Consider the following 14,829-nt stretch of genomic DNA (forward strand, 5'->3'; position numbering starts at 1 on the left):
CCTGGTGGACCCGGCATGCCGGGTGGCTCGGCCGGGCGCCTATCCCCCGGACAACTTCAAGCAATTTCGGTGCGTGCCCGGAACTTACCGCATCGGCCCTGGGCACGATGACGCCCCACCGCTTGCTGACTTCAGGCTAGCTGAACCATGTTTTCGTTTTCCACGCTGCGCCGCGATTGGCTGTCCAATCCCCGCGCCGATATTCTTGCGGGCGTGCTCGTTGCGCTGGCACTGATCCCCGAGGCCATCGGCTTTTCCATCATTGCCGGCGTTGATCCCAGCGTGGGCTTGTACGCGTCGTTCTCGATCGCGCTGGTCATCGCCTTTGCCGGCGGTCGCCCCGCCATGATCTCGGCCGCCACCGCGGCCATCGCCGTGCTGGTCGTGCCGCTGGTGCGCGACCATGGCATCGCGTATCTGTTCGCGGCCTCGGTGCTGATGGGCGTGTTGCAGATCGTGGCGGGCCTGTTGCGCCTGGACCTGCTGATGCAGTACGTGTCGCGTTCGGTAGTCACCGGCTTCGTCAACGCGCTGGCCATTCTGATCTTCATGGCGCAGCTGCCGCAGCTGACCCACGTGACGTGGGTGGCGTATGCGATGGTGGCGGCGTCCCTGGCAATCATCTATGTGCTGCCGCGATTCACCAAGGTGATACCTTCGCCGCTGGTGGCCATCATCGCCATGACGGCGGTGTCCATCTATCTGGGGCTGGACGTCAACACGGTGGGCGACATGGGCAAGCTGCCTTCCGCCCTGCCTTCGTTCGCGCTGCCGGACGTGCCGTTCACGCTGGACACGCTGCGCATCATCCTGCCGTATTCGCTGACGATGGCGGCCGTGGGCTTGCTGGAATCGATGATGACCGCCCAGATCGTGGACGACATGACCGACACGTCCAGCGACAAGCGCCGCGAATGCAAGGGCCAGGGCATGGCCAACATCGTTACGGGCTTTCTGGGCGGCATGGGCGGCTGCGCGATGATCGGGCAGTCGGTCATCAACGTGCGTTCCGGCGGACGCACCCGTTTGTCCACCTTTGTGGCGGCAACGTTCCTACTGTTTTTGATTGTGGTGCTGGGCCCGCTGGTGGCGCGCATTCCCATGCCGGCGCTGGTGGCGGTGATGATCATGGTGTCCATCGGTACGTTCAACTGGCGCTCGCTGCGCAACCTGACATCGCATCCCTGGCAATCGTCCGTGGTCATGCTGGCCACCGTTCTGGTGGTGGTGTGGACGCACGACCTGGCGCGCGGCGTGTTGACCGGCGTGGTGTTGAGCGGGCTGTTCTTCGCCGGCAAGGTCAAGGGCCTGCTGACGGTGACGTCACAGCGGGCAGACGACCGCGCCGCCCGCGTCTATCGCTACCAGGGCCAGGTGTTCTTTGCGTCGACGGGCCGGTTTGCCGATGCCATCGATTTCAACGATGACGCCCCGGCCGTCGTCATTGACCTTGGCGGCGCGCACTTCTGGGACATCTCAGCCGTGGATGCGCTGGAAAAAACCGTGGCCAAATTGCGGCGCGCGGGCAAGACGGTCGAGGTGATCGGCCTGAACGAGGCCAGCGCCACGATGGTCGGCAAGTACGCATCGCCGGCCCCGGGCGCGCACTGATCGCCCGGCTTAAGGGCCAAGCAGATCCGACAAGGCGTCGCCCAGTTCCTTGACGGCGCCCGTTACGCCTTCGGCGGCGCCTTCCGCGCCCACGCCGATGGCCCTGCCGAACCCGCGCGCCACTTGCGCGGCAAACCCTCGCGTGACCGAGAACTTCGGATTGTCCAGGCTGCCGCGTAGCGCGAATTCAAACCGCAACGCGCCCGTCTTGTCTTTCATGGCGGCCAGCACGGCCTTGCGCGGCAGGGAAAATACCGACCCGTCGCCCGTGAACTTCAGGTCGCGCAGCGCCACCGTGCCGGACGCGCGCAGGTCACGCTTGTCGATGGCGGTGGTCATGTCCAGGTCCATCGCGCCGGCGGCCAGCGTGCCCGCCCCGTTCTCGGACAGGTAGGGCGCGGCATGGCGGATGTCCATATTGCGCACCGCCACCTTCATGTTGGAATCCGTGCTGCCCAAGGCCACCCAACCTTGCGCGCGCACGGTGGATTCGCCGTTGCGGTTGTCTTGCACCGCCCCGCTGAATTCCAGGTCGCTATGCGACCCGTCGCCCGGGATGGCGATCGGGTTCAAGCGCGCCTGAACGTTCTTGAACGCGATGCGATGCGGCGGTTTGGACACGACCGCATCCAGGAAATCCAGGCGCCCGTCGCGCAGCACCAGGTCCGCGATGCGGATCGGCATGGGTCCGCGCGTGCGGCTTTCGCCCGAATGCAATGCGGTCTGCAAGGCCGGCGCAATTTGCATATCGTCTCCGCTGCGCACCACCGCAAAGTCAAAGCCTTCAACCAGCACGGTGTGGAACACGGCTTCGTGGCGCAGAAAGGCCGTCCATTCCGGTTCCAGCGTCACGCGCGTGGCGCTGGCCTTGTTCTGGCCGGCCGCACCCGGCACCACCACGTCGGTCAACACCACTTGCCGCAAGCCCACGCTGATGTCGCCCACCTGGCTGCGCGGCCCCAACAGACTGTAGATGCGCTGCTCGACCATGCGCGTCGCGGCAAACGCCAGTATCGCCACCAGGGCGACAAGCATCAGCAGCACGGCCAGCGTGGTGCCCAGGGCCGAACGCCGGCGCGGAGCTGGGGCGGGAATGCTCATGAAAGATCCTGTGTGGGCGAACGAAAGTGCGCGCAAGCGCGCGGGCGCAACCAAGGCATGGTCAAAGATACGGCGACATTATTCAATGGTCGAAATGGATGATGGCAGCAATCCCGGCCGCCAAGCAAATGGCCCCGGCCTCGCCGTGGTTGCTGGCGGGGCCGGGGCCGTCGGGAGTCGCGCTTGCCGTACTGGGAAATCAAGACGCGGTCGAGACGCTAGCGCTGCGTCTTGTTTTGCTGTCCGGGGTTCTGGCCTTGCTGGCCCTGGCCCTTGTCAATTTGCTGACCGGGCTGCTGACCCGATTGCTGGCCCGGCTGTTGACCCGGCTGCTGCTTGTCACGCGAATTTTCCTGGGCCTGTTGCTTCTGCGGCTGCTTTTGCTGGTCGGGCTGGTTCTGATTGGACATTGCGTGTCTCCTTTAGGGCGGAACGATTCCGCTGGACAGGAGTAGCAACTGGCGTGCCCAAACAACACCGTGCGCCGGATGCGGGGGGCAAAGTTTTGATGACCCTGATTGATTGGTGCCCGGCGCGGCAAGCGCCGCGGCCTGCCGGGGGACGGCCGCTCGGTAAGAATTACCGGCAGCTTCGATTACTGGGTGGTCACGCGCGCACGCGAGGAAGGCTCGGCGTCGGCGCCGTCGAAGGCTTCGATCCACGAAGAGGCGTAGCTGGCGGAGGCGGCCAGCGGAGCTATCCCGTCGCGTTGGGTGCGCAGGCGCACCATCAGCTCGTCCAGCACCATGGGGCGGCCCAGCGCAAAGCCCTGTCCATAGCGGCAACCCGCCGCGCGCAAGGCCGGGATGTCGGCCACGTTCTCGACGCCTTCGGCCACCACGCGCCAGCCCATGCGCGTGGCAAGCTCGGCGGCGGTGCGCAGCACTTCAAAGGCCACCGCGCTGCGGCGCATGCGGGTCACGAAATATTGATCGATCTTGACTTCGGATAAGGGGATTGCAGACAGCAGCTTCAGCGACGCATGGCCGGTGCCAAAGTCATCCAGGCTGACTTCGCAACCCGCGTCCTCAAGCTTCATCAACGACGCGCGCAGCACGTCCAGTTCTTTGATGGGCTGGTCTTCGGTAAGCTCCACGCGCACCAGCGAGGCCGGCAACTCGGCGGCCTGGATGCGGTTAAGCAGAAAGTCCACGCAGCGCTCGTCCGACAAGGTCGTGGCCGGCGCGTTGATCGCCACGGGCACGGCAACGCCCATTCTGCGCATGGTCAGCAGCACATCGATGACGCGCAGGCACACGCGTTCGAACAACTGCTTGTCCAGGCCCATGCGATTGACGCCGGGGATGAATTCGGCGGGCATGACGACGCCCAGTCGCGGGTGTTGCCATCGCGCCAGCGCCTCGGCCGACACGATCTTGCCGGTCAGCAAATCCACCTGGGGCTGCAACAGCACGCGCAGCCCGTCCTTACCCGCAATCATGGCCGCGATTTCCTCATCGCTGACCACCGAGCCTGTGGAAGCCTCGTGATTCGGTGTCATGTCTACGCTCCTAGCGTGTTCCCGGATAAAGCCTGCGCTGTCCGGGCGCAGATAGAACACATTGGGACATGAGTATTCACTGTTGGCTTGCCGCAATCGGCGGGGGTTAAATTCCACTGCGCGATCGCAAGTGTTTTTTTATGCCATTTTGCGCAATTGTTCCAGGCAAATTTGCGAGTATCTGGCAACCCATTCACATTTATGTAACCGTCCGTATATGCCGGCGCCTTGTCGACATGCTAGGGTTTGCATCCCTGGCCGGTTTGGCTTCCCCCTGCTGCGACTTCCCTTAGCGTGACAAAACTGCTTTCCCGTTGGCGCGCCTCGCTGCGCCACGTCCTGTGGCTGGACGCCCTGCAAGCCGCCGCGATCAGCGCGGCCCCCGTCATTCTTGCCGTGCTGGCGCATGAGCCCCGCCTGGGCTGGACGGCCATCGCGGCGTTCTGGGCCTGCTTTGGCGACCCCGGCGGGCCGCTGCGCCAGCGCGCCGGCTCGATGCTCGCCCTGGGGTTGGTCGGCGCCCTGTTCTGCTTTCTGGCCAGCGCCAGCGCGGGGCACCTGTGGCTGCTGCTGCCCCTGACTTTCCTGTGCTGCACCCTCGGGGGACTGTTGCGGGTGCTGGGGCCCGCCGCCGCCATCGTCGGCACGCTGTTGTCGGCCGGATTCGTGGTCGCCGCCGAACTGCCCGCGCCCACGCTGGCCGAAAGCCTGTCCTACACCCTGTTCTTCCTGGTTGGCGCCGTCTGGGCAATTTTGATGACCGCCCTGGTATGGCGGCGCCGTCCCTGGAAAGACGCGACGCACGCCGTGGCCCATTGCTATCGCGGGCTGGCCGACTTTGCCGATGCCCTGGCGCGCATGTATTCCGGCCTGACGCCCGCCGGCGGTCCGCAAGCCTGGACGGCCGTTACCAAGCCGCAACGCAGCGCGCAACGCGCTGCCCTGGAGGCGGCCCGCGTGCGCATCCGCGAAGTGCAGGACGCCCGGCCGTCGCGCCGTGCCCGCGCGCATCAACTGATGTATCTGCTGGACAGTGCCGAAGACAGCTTCATTGCGCTGGTGGCCGCGGCCGACCTGCTGGAGTCGAACGCACCGCGCTGGCTGGGGCGCAGCGCGGGCGCGCACCTGTCGCATGCCCTGCACCGCTACGCCAGCGTATGCAACGCCATCGCCAGCACCTCCGACGTCAGCGACGCCAAGCAGGCCGAATGCCTGCGCGAACGCCTGGCGCATTTCGCGGCGGGCTTGCATGACCTGCGGGGCGGCGCCATGGCGTACGCGCCGGATCTGGCGTCCGTCGTCCCGGTGCTGGACCGCATGCTGCACACGGCCCAGTCCGTCATGCAGGCCATGTTCGACCAGGGCGATGCGCCCACCGCGCCTGTCTCGTCGCCCGGCATGGGCAGCCGGGCACGCCAGGCCCTGCGTACGCTGCGCCAGAACATCGGCGTTGAATCAGACGCCTTTCGCCACGCCTGCCGCGTGGGCGTGGGCGCCACCATCGCGGTGGCCCTGTCCAAGACGTTTGCGGTGAATCACGGCTATTGGATGTCGTTGACGCTGGTTTTCATCCTGCAACCCTATTTCGCCACGACCTGGCAGCGCACGGTGGAACGGGTGATTGGCAGCGTGGCCGGCGCCATCGGCGCGTCGCTGCTGGGCTTGCTGCTCAGCACGCCGCTGTCCGTGGCCTTGGCCGTGCTGCCGATTGCGCTGGGCACGTTCGCCGCCCGCACCATCCACTACGCACTGTTCACCTTCTTTTTGACGTCGCAGTTCGTCCTGGTCAGCCATATCCAGCAGCCGGAAATCTACGAACCCATGCTGGCCGCGCTACGTGCGTTCAACAGCGTGTTGGGTGGCGTGCTGGCGCTGCTGGTGGGTGTTTTGGTGTGGCCGGAAAAAGAGCCGCGCCAGTTGGCCGATGCGCTGACGCGCGCGCTGGAGCGGCATGCGGCCTACGCGCTGGCGCTGCTGCGCCAAAAGAGCAACGCGCCGTCCGCGCCCGACCAGGCGGATATCGTGGGGCTGCGGCGCCTGGCGTGCCTGTCCGCCGACAACGCCGAAGCGTCGTTGCAGCGATTGCAACAAAACCCGGTGCACCGAGACCGCAAGGTCGACACCGCCGTGAACCTGTTGAACGCCATGCGCCGCATCACCGCCGCCGGCACCGTGTTGGAAATCCAGCCCGCCCTGCCGGCCGACGCGCCGGCAGCTGCCTCGGCGCTGCAAGACTACGCGCGCGTCCTGGCGCACGCCTTGCACCCGCAGGACGAGGCGCCGGGCGTTAGCGCCCGCCAGTTCGCGGTGCCCGCCGCTGTCACGGCGGCAGACCCCGCGCTGGCCGGCCCGCTGGACCGCATTGCGCAACAAGCGCGCCAGGTGCGCCAATTGCGCGATCGCATCGAAAAGGAATCAACGGCGTGACGCGCGCTTGCGCCGGACGCGGGAGATTGCCCACGGGTTGATGCGCGTCAATAGCAAGGCGGCAAGAAAGCGCAACCATGAAGGCATGGGACGCTTATCAAGGAGACCCGCCATGTACCGCCGCATTTCTGTACACCTGGACCACGGCTTCGACTGCAAACGCCGCACCGACCTGGCGCTGTCGCTGGCGCGCCGCCACCAGGCGGAGCTGGTGGGCATCTACGCCAGCGCCGCGCCGCCGCAGTATTACTACGGCGAATCCGTGCTGATGTCTCGCACGCTGGACGTCATGAAGCAATTGCAGGCGCAGAATCGCGACGCAGTGGAAAGCGCCTTCCTGGCCAGCGCTGCCGCATCCGATATTGCCGCCGTCGTCCGCGCGGGCGATGCCGCGCCCAGCGCCACCGTCGCGCTGCATGCGCGCACCAGCGACCTGGTCATCGTCAGCCAATTCAACCCTGACGATATCGAAGCCGCGCACGAAACCGAATTCGTCGAACAGATGTTGCTGACCACGGGGCGGCCCGTGCTGGTGCTGCCCTCAAGTGGCGAATTCAACGCCGTCGGCAACCGCGTGCTGGTTTGCTGGGATGGCAGCCGCGAAGCGGCCCGCGCCTTGGCCGACGCCACGCCGGTCTTGCGCCAGGCGGCAAGCCTGGTGGTGTTGACCATGGAAGAAGGCACGGCGCCGTCCAAAGCCGGCGTGGTCGATTTCAACGACGTGGCCACGTACTGCGTGGCGCACGGCATGCCGGCACCTAGCCACGTGCGCCGCGATATCAAGGGCGTGGGCGTGGGCAGCACCATCCTCAACGCCGCCGCCGACCACAGCGCCGATCTGATCGTGATGGGCGCCTACGGCCACAGCAAGTTCCGCCAATGGGCCATGGGCGGCGCCACCGCGTCCATCCTCAAGAGCATGACCGTGCCGATCATGTTCTCGCACTGAGCGCGGACCGCGGCGGCGCTCAGGCCGCCTGGGCGTGTGCGTCCAGGACGGGCGTCAGCACGGGCTGACCGGCAAAGTGCGCCGTGGCGTTTTTCAGGAACAGCGCCACGGTTGCCGCGACCGCTTCGGGCGACCGCCCGGCGCTGTGCGGCGTCAGCACCACGTTGCCCAGCTTGAGCAGGGCCTGCGGGACCTGCGGCTCGCCGTCCACCACGTCCAGCCCCGCGCCCGCGATACCGCCGTCGGACAGCGCCGAGATCAGCGCGTCCGTGTCCACGACGCTGCCCCGCGCGATGTTGATCAGGTAGCCGTTCGGCCCCAGGGCTTGCAGCACTTGCGCGTCCACCAGGTGCCGTGTGCCCGCGCCGCCGGGCGTGGCGATGACCAGGAAGTCGGACGCCGCCGCAAGGTCGCGCGGATTATCGAAATAGGTGTAGCCCGTTTCAGGACGCGCGCGCCGGTTGAAATAGCCGACCTGCATCCCGAAACCGTTCGCGCCGCGCCGCGCGATTTCCAGGCCGATGGTGCCCAAGCCCAGAATGCCCAGGCGCTTGCCCGTCACTTGCGGCCCCATGAAGCCGCTCCAGTGGCCTTGCCGCACCCAGGCGTCCGCCTGCGGCAGATGGCGCGCCACGCCCAGCAGCAGCGCCATGGCATGGTCGGCCACCGACACGGCGTTGGCGCCAGGGCCGTTGGTCACGATGATGCCGCGCGCATGGGCAGCGGCCAGGTCGATATTTTCATAACCGACGCCCAGCGAACAGACGAGTTCCAGCTTGGGCATGACCGCCATTTCGTCGGCCTTCAAACCCGTGGCGCCGCGCGTCAGAACGACGCGGATGTCCTGGCCGTGTTGGGCGATGGCGTCAGCGCGCGTCTGCGCGGTGGGGGCATAGACGGGCTGGAAGCCGCGCGCCTGGATCTCGGGCAGGTAGTCCTGCACGCTGTCGATCAAAATCAGCAAGGGGATGGTCATGTTGGCGTTGCCGGGTAGCGGGGTCTTGGAAGGACGGGCAAAAAAGCAGGCGAAGAAAGTCGGCCAAAGAGAAGTGGGCCAAATAGAAATCGGCCAAATAGAAATCGGCCAAAGAGAGGCGGGCAAATCTTACGCCCGGCGTTGCCGTCGCGCCACCCGCCGTCCAGCCCTTGGCCACGCCCAAACGCAATGGCCCGGGGCGGCGATGCCACCCCGGGCCACATTGCAAGACCGTCATGTCCGAAGCGTTACCTTCGGCCGCGTCAAGCCCGGGCCTTTCAAGCCCGTAGCGTCAGGTCCGGACCGTTATATCCGTCCCATCAGCAGCATCACGATCAGCACGATCACGACAATGCCGAGCAGGCCGCTGGGGTAATAGCCCCAGCTTCGGCTGTGCGGCCACGCGGGCACGGCACCGATAAGCAGCAGGATCAGAATGATCAGCAGGATGGTCGACATAATGACTCCTCGTCGTTATTGATTTGCGTTGTTGTGGTTTGCGTTGTTCCGCGGCCGCCGCATCAGCGCTGGGGCGGCTCGATTTCCTTGACGGGCGGCGACAGCGGCGGCAGGTCCACTTCCGGCTGGTCAGTATCGGGGTCCACCGGCAAGTCTCCCGGCGGCGACCCGGGCGGAATGGGCTCCGGCTTGGGCGGCACGTGTAGATGCTGTGTGGCTTGCATGGCACTCTCCTGTAGGGACCGTTGCGCCACGCGCTTTGCTGCGCGCTGTGCAACGATCGATTCGCAGACGGTTGTCGCTGGCCCCTGTTCAGCAAGCGCCGTGCCCAAACGCATACTGCCTGCCCGATGGCCGATTGATTGACGGGCACGGCGCTTGCTTCGGGACGCCCGTAAGGTTCCGGAGACAGCATGGACACCCGCAGCAACCCGCTTGCCGAGCCGGCCCCCGGCGGCGGCGACCCACCCTTGGTCTACGTGGATGACACCCAGCCCGGCTACCGGCGGGTACGCGTCAACGGCAGCACCTTTCATTACCTTGATACCCACGGCAAGCGCATCACGGACGAGGCCGAGATCAAGCGCATTCACAAGCTGGTGATCCCGCCCGCGTACGAAGATGTGTGGATCTGCCCCCTGCCCCACGGGCATTTGCAGGCCACCGGGCGCGACGCCCGTGGCCGTAAACAATACCGGTATCACCCCGCCTGGGCGGCACTGCGCGATGCGGGCAAGTACCAGAACCTGCTGGCCTTCGGACAGGCGCTGCCGCGCATCCGGCGGCGCGTGGCGCGCGACATGAAGGAACGCGGCCTGACGCAGAACAAGGTCATCGCCACCCTGGTGCGCTTGCTGGAAACCACACTGATACGCATCGGCGCCCGGGAATACGCGCGGTCAAACAAGTCTTATGGCTTGACGACGCTAACGCGCCGCCACGCCACCGTGGCCGGCAGCAGCTTTCGTTTTCGCTTCGTGGGTAAAAGCGGCGTGCCGCACGACGTGACGGTACGCGACCGCCGCGTGGCGCGGATCATCAAGCGCTGCATGGAGATCCCCGGCCAGCAGCTGTTCCAGTATCTGGATGAAGACGGCGCCAAGCACCCCGTGGATTCCGGCGCGGTGAACGCGTATCTGCGCCAAGCGGGTGAAGGCGACTTCACGGCCAAGCATTACCGCACGTGGGCGGGGTCCGCGATGGCCTACGCGGCATTGCAGGCGCACCCCTTCGAGACCGCGACGCAAGCGCGTCAGACGGTTGCCGAGGTCATCAAGCAGGTGTCGAAGCGGCTGGCCAACACGCCCGCCGTATGCCGCGCCTGCTATGTGCACCCGGCGTTGCTTGAGGCCTATCTGGAGGGCCGGCTGCCGCCCAAGGCCCGCGCGCCGGATGGCCCGCGCGGGCTGCATGCGGATGAACGGCGCCTGCTTGAATTCCTGCGCAAGCTGCCGCCCATGGACGCGCCCGCGCCGCCCATGCCTTCAGAAGAGGTGTGAACGTGCATTCTTCGCGCGCGGCTGCGGCGCGTCACCATCGGCCCAGTTCGACTCGGTCTGGTTATCGACCACGGCACGCTTGTCGCGAGCGGCCTCGTCGGGCGTGGAGGCGTCTGGTTTCACCGGTTGTTTCGGCACATCGACGGGCCCGCGCGGCGGCAGTATCTTTGCGGTGTCCTGGGTGGCGTCCGCCTTGGGCGCAGAAGTGTCGGACGCTGCGTTCTCGGGTTTCGAATCGGATCGGGATTTCATGACTACCTCCTGTCTGGGTTCGAACTTTCATGCTACGGCCGCGCGCCGCATCGAGGCACTGACAGTATCTTCAAATTGCAAGCGGATGTGCCCGGCCGGGCGCGGCCGCGCCTTTGCCAACCGCCATGGGCACTCACAAGGAGATGCAATGCGAGACCCAAACTTCGAGCAATGTGTGCAAGCCTGCTACGAATGCGCGGTGGCTTGCGACCAGTGCGCCGCGGCCAGCCTGGATACCAATGCGGCGAAGATGAAGCGCTGCATTGCCTTGGCAACCGATTGCGCCGGCGTGTGCCGCTTGTGCGCCGCGATGCTGGCGCGCAACGGCGAATTTTCTACCGCGCTTTGTACGTTGTGCGCTTTGGTTTGCGACGCTTGCGCTCGCGCATGCGCGCCTTACCAAGACATGGAGCACTGCCAGATCTGCGCCGGCGCCTGCCTGGCGTGCACGCTGGCTTGTCAGGACATGCTCGAAGCTTGACGGCTTTGACACGCCACGGGGCCGCACGGGCAGGCCTCGGACCCGGCGCCCTTTTCGCCCGACTGCCAGGAGCTTTTCGATGGCCTCTACGAATACCCCTTTGCCTTCCGATTTTCCCGAGAACGGCCCGGACGATCGTGGAACGCGCAGACGCGCGCGCCATCCGGAAAGTTGGATCGACGAAATCGAAGCGACCTTGCGCGATGCCGACCCGGGCGATCTGGACGCGTTGAAGGCGCGCCTGTCGGATCAGCTGAACGCCACGCGGCGCAGCCTGCGCGATGCCTCGGATAATGCGGGGGATTTGATGCGGGAAACGCTGGACTGCACCGAAGAATACATCCACGCACGCCCGTGGCAAGCCATCGGGCTGGTGGCTGGCGCGGCGTTCCTTTTCGGCGTCATCGTGGGACGCCAGTAACCGCCGCGCCAACAGGGCTCAGGCCGGGCATCAGCCCGGCTTTTGGGCCTTGTCCTTGGCGTCGCCGTAAGCGGCCTGCGTCTTGCCGGCCACTTTTTGCGCCGTGCCTTTGAGCTCGGTAGACGTGCTACCGGTCGCCTTGCCAGCCACTTCCTTTACCTTGCCGGCGGCCTCTTCGACTCTGCCCTTTACCTGGTCCTTGTTCATGGCTCTCTCGCTTTCATCATGTTGATGTGTGCCCGGCGCCACGGTTGACGCCGGTACCGTTCCTACGCAAGCGCCGTGCCCAAACCATTTGGCACAACAACAGGAACAGGGTTTGCTCCTGCGCGGGGCCAGGCGTGGAATTTCGCGCCATGACCATGACAGGAGCCCAGCCATGAGCAAACCCTCGACCCCGCCCCAAACCGGCGACCGCCCGCACCCCACTCCGCCCATGCCCGGCCAGCATCTGGAAAAACCCGGCAATGAAGCCGACATGGTGCTCAAGCCCCAATACCAGGCGCCCGGCTACGAAGGCAGCGGCAAACTCAAAGACATGGTCGCCCTTGTCACCGGCGGCGACTCCGGCATCGGCCGAGCCGTCTGCGTGTTGTTTGCGCGCGAAGGCGCGGACGTCGCCGTGGTGTATCTGGACGAACATGAGGATGCAGAGGAAACCCGGCGCGTCGTCCAGGCCGAAGGCCGGCGCTGCGTGTTGATCCCGGGCGACGTGAAGGACGGCGCCTTTTGCAAAAGCGCCGTGGAGCAGACCGTGAAGGAATTCGGCAAGCTCGACGTCCTGGTCAACAACGCGGCGTACCAGCAGCACATAGCCTCGCTGACCGACATCAGCGACGAGCAATGGGAAAAAACGCTGACCACCAATATCACCGGCTACTTCCGCATGGCGCGCGCAGCGCTGCCGCATCTGAAAACCGGTGCGTCGATTATCAACACCGGGTCGGTCACCGGCTTGCAAGGCAGCGCCAAACTACTGGACTACTCGTCGACCAAAGGCGCCATCCATGCCTTTACCCGGTCGCTGGCCGCCAACCTGGCATCACAGGGCATCCGTGTGAACGCCGTGGCGCCCGGACCGGTGTGGACCCCGCTGAACCCGGCGGACCAAAGCCCCGAGGCCATCAAAGAGTTCGGCAAAAAGACGGACCTTGGCCGCCCGGCCCAGCCCGAGGAAATTGCCCCAGCCTATGTGTTCCTGGCCTCGCCCGTCTGCGCCAGCTACATCACCGGTATCGTGCTGCCCATCACGGGCAGCGCGGGCGACTGATCAGCGCGCGGGAAGATGCAGCAGGCCGCCCGCGGGCGGCCTGCTGTTTTTTTGATACGGCACGGAACATTCAAGGCGTGGGCGACGGCGCCTCGACGGTTTGCGGCGGCGTGAGCGGGTCGAAGTCCTGCCATTTTCCGTCTCGCCAACGGCCTTGGGCGCGTTCAATGTCTTGTCCACCAGACTCGCGCAACACCCGACGCGCCACCGATTCCTTCTCCGCGGTCACGTGCAACGCCAGCATCACCCCGGCCATGCGCACCACCGGGTGGGATTCCTGCACGACCGGCGTGCTGGGCGTCTTGCGCCGGCCTCGGCCCACGATCCACATGGCGCCGGCCAGCGCGCCGATATAAGCCCCGACACCGGCCGCCGCGATGATGATCAGCACAGGCGCGGACATCTGCGCGGCGATCATGCCACCCAGCAAGGCAAACACCAATCCCAACGCCGACGCGCCGGCCATCGCGCCCAGGTGGCCGCCCTTGGCGTCGGGGTCGGCCGCCCGATCCCCGCCAAGCGGATAGCGCGAATGGCCGCCTGCGGAATTGATATAGAACGTGTGGACGTCGTCTTCCGTAAAGCCTTCTTTGAACAGGTTTTGCGTGGCCACGGAGGCTTGGTCAAAGGTCTGGAATCTGGCGGCAACGATCAAAGACATAGCGTTCTCCCGTATGCGTACGCCCGCTGTCCAGCAACTTGCATACCCGAGGGGCTGCGGCACGCCACTTGCGAGGCCGACCGAAGCGCGGCGTTGCCATGCGGCTTCGCCATCGCCTATTCAAGACTTACCGGAGACCGTCATGCCCCCTACCCCTGACATCCAATACCCCGACAACAGCGGCCGCCCCGATGTCGGACCCAGCGATACCTCGGACTCTGCCAGCGATGTGCCGCCGGGTCTGGCGCACACCGATAGCGACTCGCAATCCACCGGCAACCGCGAAAGCGTGGACCCGGACTTGCTGGACGACGATGTGGACGGCGATGACATCGCGCCCGATCACGTGACCGACGCTGACGACGCGGGCGTTTCGCGCTCGCCGCCTGACCCGGTCCGCAACGGAGGTTGACCCTTGGGCAGTACCCACGCGCTGCGGGCGGCCTCTGCCCGCAGCCGCCCCTCACCGGAGCACGCGCACCATGGACATGTCGGGCCAGAGTGAAGATATTTCCGCAAGCGAAGAAGAAATTGCCGCGCGCCCGCTCGGCCGCCGACGCGATTTGTCGGGGCTGGATTGGGCAGCGCTGATCGCGGTGGTGGCCGGCGGTTTGAATTGCGGCCTGATCGCTGCCGTGAACCTGGATGTGATCGCCCGCGTCATTCCCAACGCCGCCGTCACGCGCGGCATCCAGGGCATCATCGGGCTGGCCGCGCTGCATTGCGTGGTGATGCTGTTCCGCTGGGCAGATGAAGCGGGCGAGCCCGGCGAGCCGGGCTAAGCCCGGCTTTTCAGTTGCCCGGCGGACGCTTGCCCGGGTATTGGCCCCCTTCCTCGAATTCAGCGCCCTTGGTATTGGGTTTCTTGTCGGCGGGCCGCTTGGCGGGCTGCCGCTCTTTGCCGAAGCCGGGCTTGTCCGCGCCGAACTGCCCGCTGTCGTGGGCGGCTTCGGTATTGTCCTTGGGCTGGTTGGCCTGGGATTTTCCGGTCTCGGCGCCGGCGGCCTGATTGTCCTGCTTCATATCGTTCTTCATATCGTTGTGGGTCATGGGTAGCTCCGCGTTGACGTGATGGATATCGCCGCGCATCGATTGACGTCGGCGGATATCGCTGGAAATCGCCCACAGCCCGCGCAAGCGCCGTGCCTGACACGCCGGGAACGGGACTTGCTCTGAAGTCCGCAGGTCCGCCCCGTGTGGACCCTTACCCAAAGGAGTCAG

Annotated in this window: 19 protein-coding genes and 1 other annotated feature; of the genes, 10 read left to right on the plus strand and 9 right to left on the minus strand. The window is 65.8% G+C overall.

Going from position 1 to position 14,829, the window contains the following annotated elements:
• Positions 1–3: 3 nt before the first annotated feature.
• Positions 4–56: a sequence feature (sul1 is cis-regulatory element that is thought to sense ions involved in sulfur or methionine metabolism; They are found in Alphaproteobacteria), on the plus strand.
• Between the two features lie 91 nt (positions 57–147).
• Complete coding sequence (locus AC0Z35_RS08370) at positions 148–1,611, plus strand: SulP family inorganic anion transporter (protein ID WP_485131760.1); 1,464 nt, start codon at positions 148–150, stop codon at positions 1,609–1,611.
• A 9-nt stretch (positions 1,612–1,620) separates the two neighbouring features.
• On the opposite strand, the gene AC0Z35_RS08375 is transcribed toward AC0Z35_RS08370, so the two are convergent.
• Positions 1,621–2,712 (minus strand): DUF748 domain-containing protein, encoded by a 1,092-nt coding sequence (locus AC0Z35_RS08375; RefSeq protein WP_485131761.1) that lies wholly within the window; start codon positions 2,710–2,712, stop codon positions 1,621–1,623.
• A 98-nt stretch (positions 2,713–2,810) separates the two neighbouring features.
• Here AC0Z35_RS08375 and AC0Z35_RS08380 point away from each other — a divergent pair, with 98 nt between their 5' ends.
• Positions 2,811–3,167, plus strand: coding sequence for a hypothetical protein (locus tag AC0Z35_RS08380; protein ID WP_185975345.1), 357 nt, complete (start codon positions 2,811–2,813; stop codon positions 3,165–3,167).
• Between the two features lie 140 nt (positions 3,168–3,307).
• Here AC0Z35_RS08380 and AC0Z35_RS08385 read toward each other — a convergent pair whose 3' ends face one another.
• Complete coding sequence (locus AC0Z35_RS08385; protein ID WP_219992496.1) at positions 3,308–4,213, minus strand: EAL domain-containing protein; 906 nt, start codon at positions 4,211–4,213, stop codon at positions 3,308–3,310.
• 294 nt (positions 4,214–4,507) lie between these two features.
• On the opposite strand from AC0Z35_RS08385, the gene AC0Z35_RS08390 reads away from it, so the two are divergent.
• Positions 4,508–6,640, plus strand: a complete 2,133-nt coding sequence (locus tag AC0Z35_RS08390; protein ID WP_046807601.1) for an FUSC family protein — start codon at positions 4,508–4,510, stop codon at positions 6,638–6,640.
• Positions 6,641–6,752: 112 nt separating this feature from the next.
• Positions 6,753–7,589, plus strand: coding sequence for a universal stress protein (locus AC0Z35_RS08395; RefSeq protein ID WP_046807600.1), 837 nt, complete (start codon positions 6,753–6,755; stop codon positions 7,587–7,589).
• A gap of 19 nt (positions 7,590–7,608) precedes the next feature.
• Here AC0Z35_RS08395 and AC0Z35_RS08400 read toward each other — a convergent pair whose 3' ends face one another.
• The 3 genes from AC0Z35_RS08400 to AC0Z35_RS08410 all read right to left on the minus strand — a co-directional run bounded on the left by AC0Z35_RS08400 (position 7,609) and on the right by AC0Z35_RS08410 (position 9,248).
• Positions 7,609–8,565, minus strand: a complete 957-nt coding sequence (locus tag AC0Z35_RS08400) for a 2-hydroxyacid dehydrogenase (RefSeq protein ID WP_120155538.1) — start codon at positions 8,563–8,565, stop codon at positions 7,609–7,611.
• Positions 8,566–8,871: 306 nt separating this feature from the next.
• Entirely contained in the window at positions 8,872–9,024 is a 153-nt protein-coding gene (locus AC0Z35_RS08405; protein ID WP_006219570.1) for a DUF3309 domain-containing protein, read from the minus strand.
• A 62-nt stretch (positions 9,025–9,086) separates the two neighbouring features.
• Positions 9,087–9,248: a hypothetical protein gene (locus tag AC0Z35_RS08410; protein WP_162941210.1), complete on the minus strand. Its 162-nt coding sequence runs from the start codon at positions 9,246–9,248 to the stop codon at positions 9,087–9,089.
• Positions 9,249–9,437: 189 nt separating this feature from the next.
• Between AC0Z35_RS08410 and AC0Z35_RS08415 the strand changes: the two genes are divergently transcribed.
• Entirely contained in the window at positions 9,438–10,523 is a 1,086-nt protein-coding gene (locus AC0Z35_RS08415) for a DNA topoisomerase IB (protein WP_485131762.1), read from the plus strand.
• On the opposite strand, the gene AC0Z35_RS08420 is transcribed toward AC0Z35_RS08415, so the two are convergent.
• Positions 10,509–10,775 carry a hypothetical protein gene (locus AC0Z35_RS08420; protein ID WP_046807597.1) on the minus strand — a complete coding sequence of 89 codons (267 nt, stop codon included), beginning with the start codon at positions 10,773–10,775 and terminating at the stop codon, positions 10,509–10,511. The two genes, AC0Z35_RS08415 and AC0Z35_RS08420, sit on opposite strands and share 15 nt — an antisense overlap.
• A 148-nt stretch (positions 10,776–10,923) precedes the next feature.
• Between AC0Z35_RS08420 and AC0Z35_RS08425 the strand changes: the two genes are divergently transcribed.
• Positions 10,924–11,256: a four-helix bundle copper-binding protein gene (locus AC0Z35_RS08425; RefSeq protein WP_082134677.1), complete on the plus strand. Its 333-nt coding sequence runs from the start codon at positions 10,924–10,926 to the stop codon at positions 11,254–11,256.
• 79 nt (positions 11,257–11,335) lie between these two features.
• Positions 11,336–11,677, plus strand: coding sequence for an ElaB/YgaM/YqjD family protein (locus AC0Z35_RS08430; RefSeq protein ID WP_046807596.1), 342 nt, complete (start codon positions 11,336–11,338; stop codon positions 11,675–11,677).
• A gap of 30 nt (positions 11,678–11,707) precedes the next feature.
• Here the strand turns inward: AC0Z35_RS08430 and AC0Z35_RS08435 are convergent, their stop codons facing one another.
• The gene (locus tag AC0Z35_RS08435; protein WP_046807595.1) at positions 11,708–11,884 is read right to left on the minus strand and encodes a CsbD family protein; all 177 of its coding nucleotides are present in this window, start codon (positions 11,882–11,884) and stop codon (positions 11,708–11,710) included.
• 172 nt (positions 11,885–12,056) lie between these two features.
• On the opposite strand from AC0Z35_RS08435, the gene AC0Z35_RS08440 reads away from it, so the two are divergent.
• On the plus strand, positions 12,057–12,947 hold the full coding sequence (locus AC0Z35_RS08440; RefSeq protein ID WP_485131763.1) for an SDR family oxidoreductase: 891 nt from the start codon (positions 12,057–12,059) through the stop codon (positions 12,945–12,947).
• Between the two features lie 70 nt (positions 12,948–13,017).
• On the opposite strand, the gene AC0Z35_RS08445 is transcribed toward AC0Z35_RS08440, so the two are convergent.
• Complete coding sequence (locus AC0Z35_RS08445) at positions 13,018–13,608, minus strand: hypothetical protein (RefSeq protein ID WP_104145534.1); 591 nt, start codon at positions 13,606–13,608, stop codon at positions 13,018–13,020.
• A 142-nt stretch (positions 13,609–13,750) separates the two neighbouring features.
• Between AC0Z35_RS08445 and AC0Z35_RS08450 the strand changes: the two genes are divergently transcribed.
• Together AC0Z35_RS08450 and AC0Z35_RS08455 are read left to right on the plus strand one after the other, a co-directional pair.
• A complete protein-coding gene (locus AC0Z35_RS08450) occupies positions 13,751–14,020 on the plus strand; it encodes a hypothetical protein (protein ID WP_485131764.1) in 270 nt (89 codons plus the stop codon).
• Positions 14,021–14,090: 70 nt separating this feature from the next.
• A complete protein-coding gene (locus tag AC0Z35_RS08455) occupies positions 14,091–14,390 on the plus strand; it encodes a DUF378 domain-containing protein (protein ID WP_046807591.1) in 300 nt (99 codons plus the stop codon).
• A 10-nt stretch (positions 14,391–14,400) separates the two neighbouring features.
• On the opposite strand, the gene AC0Z35_RS08460 is transcribed toward AC0Z35_RS08455, so the two are convergent.
• Positions 14,401–14,658: a hypothetical protein gene (locus tag AC0Z35_RS08460; protein ID WP_223265008.1), complete on the minus strand. Its 258-nt coding sequence runs from the start codon at positions 14,656–14,658 to the stop codon at positions 14,401–14,403.
• Positions 14,659–14,829: the final 171 nt, after the last annotated feature.

The sequence above is a fragment of the Achromobacter sp. 1L-A-4-B-C2 genome, assembly GCF_057291955.1.